This is a genomic window from Desulfothermus sp. (genome assembly GCF_053993635.1).
This window is the reverse complement of the sequence record NZ_JBMYBT010000058.1, coordinates 1-3,168: the sequence shown is the minus strand read 5'-3', so window position 1 is coordinate 3,168 and position 3,168 is coordinate 1. Positions and strand designations below refer to the sequence as shown.

The following is a 3,168-nucleotide window of genomic DNA, read 5'->3' as shown; positions in this document are numbered from 1 at the left end:
ACCATAATCCATCTCCATTTTTATTTTACTATTATTGTATCATTGCGTTGAATAAAATAATTCTGTTCTGGAGCTTTACCTGATACAATATCTTTATAACTTATTTTATATCTTATTTCTTTTCCATCTTTGTACCTCAGTAATATTATATTGTCCTTATTTGCCCACTCAGTAAAACCTCCAGCAATGGCTATTGCTTGCAATATTGTTAAATCTTTAGTGAGGTCATATTCGCCGACCTTATTTACTTCGCCAACCATGTAAAACTTATTATTCTCTTCATTTACTATAACTGTCACAAATGGACTTGTAATAAATTGTGAAAGTTTTTTTTCTATTTTCTTTTTAAGCTCAATTGGTGTTAATCCTTCAGCCATTACATCGTCTAGAAGCGGCAGAGATATTCTACCATCTGTCCTCACTTTAACTACTCTTGTAAGATCCTTCTCTTTCCACACATTTATTTCAAGTACATCTCCTTTACCAATCCTATAATAGAAACCTGAAGCATTAGACTTGATTTGCTTTCCTGCATACACAATAGTTGTTGACATTAGCAAAAATATAAGACAAAATTTAAAAAAATTACCTAATCTAAACATACAATGCCCTCCTTGTTATACTTACCTCGCACCTTGACCTGTAAAAACGGTTTTTATTGTTTTTAAAATTATATATATATCAAACAAGATTGTCATGTTTTTAACGTAAAACAAATCATATTCAAGTTTCTTCAAGGCATCCTCTTCAGAGGCGCCATATGGGTAATTTACCTGTGCCCATCCAGTTATACCAGGCTTAAGACAATGCCTCTCGCCATAATATGGTATTTTGCTTTTTAGCTGCTCCACAAACTCTGGTCTCTCTGGTCTAGGACCAACAAAACTCATATCACCCTTTAACACATTAAAAAATTGAGGCGTTTCATCTAATCTAAATCTTCTTAAAAAGCCACCAATCGGAGTAATTCTGGGATCATCTTTTTGGGCCCATTTTGCCCCATCCTTTTCTGCATCTTCTCTCATGGTTCTAAACTTGTAAATCTTATATGGTCTCTCCCATTGTCCTACCCTTATTTGTGTAAACAATACTGGTCCTTTAGATGTTAATTTTACCAGTATTGCTATTAGGATTAATATAGGGGAGAAAACAACAAGACCAAATAATGACCAGATTATATCGAGCACTCTCTTTGTTAATAATTTCAATTTTAGTCTTGAAAAACCCTCTGAAAAAATCAGCCAGCTTGGCACTACTTTGGTCACCAATACCTTACCACAAAGATTCTCATAAAATGTAATACCATCCACTATGGCAATACCTTTGGTTTTACACTCTAAGAGCTTACTTATAGGTGATACACCTCTCTTTTCTTCTAGGGCAAAAATAATCTTATTTATATCATTCTCCAAAGCTATGTCACACAATCTGTTTATTTCTTGATAAATCTGGTCTTCCTTAAAAGAAAGGTCATATAAAACTTCTTTATTAAATTTTATTGTAGGAGGCAAAAATATATATTTAATATTATATCCTGAATCTAAATTAGATTTTATTTCATTTATAATATGAAATCCTAAGTCTCCATCCATAATAAGAATTATATCTTCATTCCAAAAACCTGTCTGGCATAAATATATATATAATATTCTCCATGATACTAAAAAAAACAAAAGTAATACAATACCTCCAAAAAATATTCCCTGTTCCAATATAGCAGGAGGATATAAAAAATATATTGCAGACAAAATTATACATGTAATACCAATAGCCTGTATTATTCTTAGAAATAAATCAATAATCCTAAAACTATATTTAAATTCATATAAAGAACAATAATACAAAACCCCCTGCAAAACAATAGTTATAATGAAAATTCTAATCCATATATTCAATTTATAATCATGAACAGGCAAACTTCCGTCATAAAAAAATAGTATCATTGAATAAATACTAAAAAATATAAGGATACTTTCCAAAATAAAAAAAACTAAATTTCTTATGGGATAATATTTATTAAAAAATTTAAGCATAACAACTACTACATAATACTTAATTAATAACCGTTATAACTGTAAGAACCATATCCTTTATAATACCTTTTTCTCTTCTCATATCCATTTAAGATAATACCTTTAAATCTCTCTTTCTCAAACTTCTCAATGGTATTTTTTACCACATCCCTGGGGGTACTCGCCCTTTTTACAATTAAGTAGATGGCATCAACTTTGTGTCCAAGGACAAATGTTTCAGGAGTAAGTTCTATTGGGGAAGAATCAAAAATCACATATCTATCTGGATACCTATCCCTTATCTCTTTTATAAGCTCTTCCATTTTTTTTGAAGAAATAAGCTCTGAAGGATTATCGCAATCTTCGCCAGCAGGCAGGATAGTTAATTTTTTTATTTCAGTCTTAATAAGTAAATTTTCAAGGGGTACTCCCTTCATTAAATGAGTAGATAGTCCCTGTCGAATATAATCATACCCAAAGATTTGGTGAACCCTTGGTCTTCTTAAATCTGCATCTACTAACAATACATATTCATCAAATCCTTTAGCTATTGTGGCAGCCAGATTTGCAGCAACAAAGGTCTTGCCTTCGCCTTGCAGACAGCTAGTTATTAATGTTGTTTTCGGAGGATCTCCTTTAAATGGTCTTAAAATTCGAGACCTAAGAAATCTAAATTCCTCTGCTATTACTGAATTGGGTTCAGAAAAGACCACTAATTCTTTTGATAAACTAGGGTGGTATCCATCTATATCTGCTCTAGTTACATGAACCTTCTTTTCTTCCCCTGCTCCAACCCTCTCTTTTTCTGCCTTTTCAAGTGCATCGAACAGTCTACTCATATCAATAACTCTCTTTATTTAAATTCATGAGTGGGTAAACAAACAATTACTTTTACGCCTAAATAAGCTTCTATTTCCTCAGGAGTATAAAATGCTGGATCCAAACTCTCCCTTAAAAAGGCAAGTCCTCCACCTAGACACATTCCAAATAAAATAGAAAATATTGCCACTATTTTTACATCAGGAGAATATGGCACGCTAGATGGAACAGCCAAATCCAATATCCTAAATTGCTCACCTTTTTGACGTTTTTCCAATTCCTCAGCCATTTCTGCATTCAATTTTTTTGCCAATAAATCTTGATATCTTTTACTTAT

The 3,168-nt window shown here is 32.0% G+C and carries 4 protein-coding genes; all 4 read right to left on the bottom strand.

Going from position 1 to position 3,168, the window contains the following annotated elements; all coding sequences use genetic code 11:
* Positions 1-20: 20 nt before the first annotated feature.
* Entirely contained in the window at positions 21-602 is a 582-nt protein-coding gene (locus ACY2V1_RS04045) for a polysaccharide biosynthesis/export family protein (RefSeq protein WP_461833516.1), read from the bottom strand.
* Between the two features lie 21 nt (positions 603-623).
* Complete coding sequence (locus tag ACY2V1_RS04040; protein WP_461833515.1) at positions 624-2,033, bottom strand: TIGR03013 family XrtA/PEP-CTERM system glycosyltransferase; 1,410 nt, start codon at positions 2,031-2,033, stop codon at positions 624-626.
* A gap of 23 nt (positions 2,034-2,056) precedes the next feature.
* A complete protein-coding gene (locus ACY2V1_RS04035) occupies positions 2,057-2,851 on the bottom strand; it encodes a polysaccharide biosynthesis tyrosine autokinase (protein WP_461833514.1) in 795 nt (264 codons plus the stop codon).
* A 14-nt stretch (positions 2,852-2,865) separates the two neighbouring features.
* Positions 2,866-3,168, bottom strand: a 303-nt coding sequence (locus ACY2V1_RS04030) for a hypothetical protein (RefSeq protein ID WP_461833513.1), incomplete at its 5' end; no start/stop codon positions are given.

Excerpts from the sequence above, each read along its gene's own strand:
- ACY2V1_RS04040 (WP_461833515.1), bottom strand. The coding sequence starts at position 2,033 with ATGCTTAAATTTTTTAATAAATATTATCCCATAAGAAATTTAGTTTTT.
- ACY2V1_RS04045 (WP_461833516.1), bottom strand. The coding sequence starts at position 602 with ATGTTTAGATTAGGTAATTTTTTTAAATTTTGTCTTATATTTTTGCTA.
- ACY2V1_RS04035 (WP_461833514.1), bottom strand. The coding sequence starts at position 2,851 with ATGAGTAGACTGTTCGATGCACTTGAAAAGGCAGAAAAAGAGAGGGTT.